The sequence below is a fragment of the Salinimicrobium oceani genome (assembly GCF_012037645.1).
Window position 1 is genome coordinate 1 of sequence record NZ_JAAVJR010000721.1, and the last position, 430, is coordinate 430.

The window sequence follows — 430 nt, forward strand, 5'->3', positions numbered from 1 at the left end:
CCGCTGCTGGTCATTGTTACAGCACCCTTGCAGGTTGTACAGCCTCCGGAGGTATGTGGCCCGACATTCGAATTGTTTGCCAGGTTCCATTCCAGAGCAGTTTTACTCCAGTTACGCATTGAGCCTATAATTACATTTTTTAAATGCCATTTTAGATCCCCTCCAAAATCTCCATTTGAAGCCGTGTACTGTTCTGTGAAATAGATGTCTTTATTGGGAAAGGCATCATGAACTGTTGAGAGGGCAGAAATATCCCCGGCGTATAGATGAAAAGCTGAGCCTGCAATATACTGCCTTGCCTGAGGGTCATTAAGAATTGAAATAGGATAACCCGGATTATCGGCATTGTGGTCATAGATAATGATGTCTGTATCTATTCCTGCTTCTCTAAATGCGGGACCCAGAGAGTTCTTAATAAAATTTGCCTGCT

The 430-nt window shown here is 43.5% G+C and carries 1 pseudogene; it reads right to left on the reverse strand.

Annotation, left to right across the window (positions count from 1 at the left end):
- Positions 1-430: pseudogene (locus tag HC175_RS19065) on the reverse strand (glucosylceramidase); the annotation flags it as partial.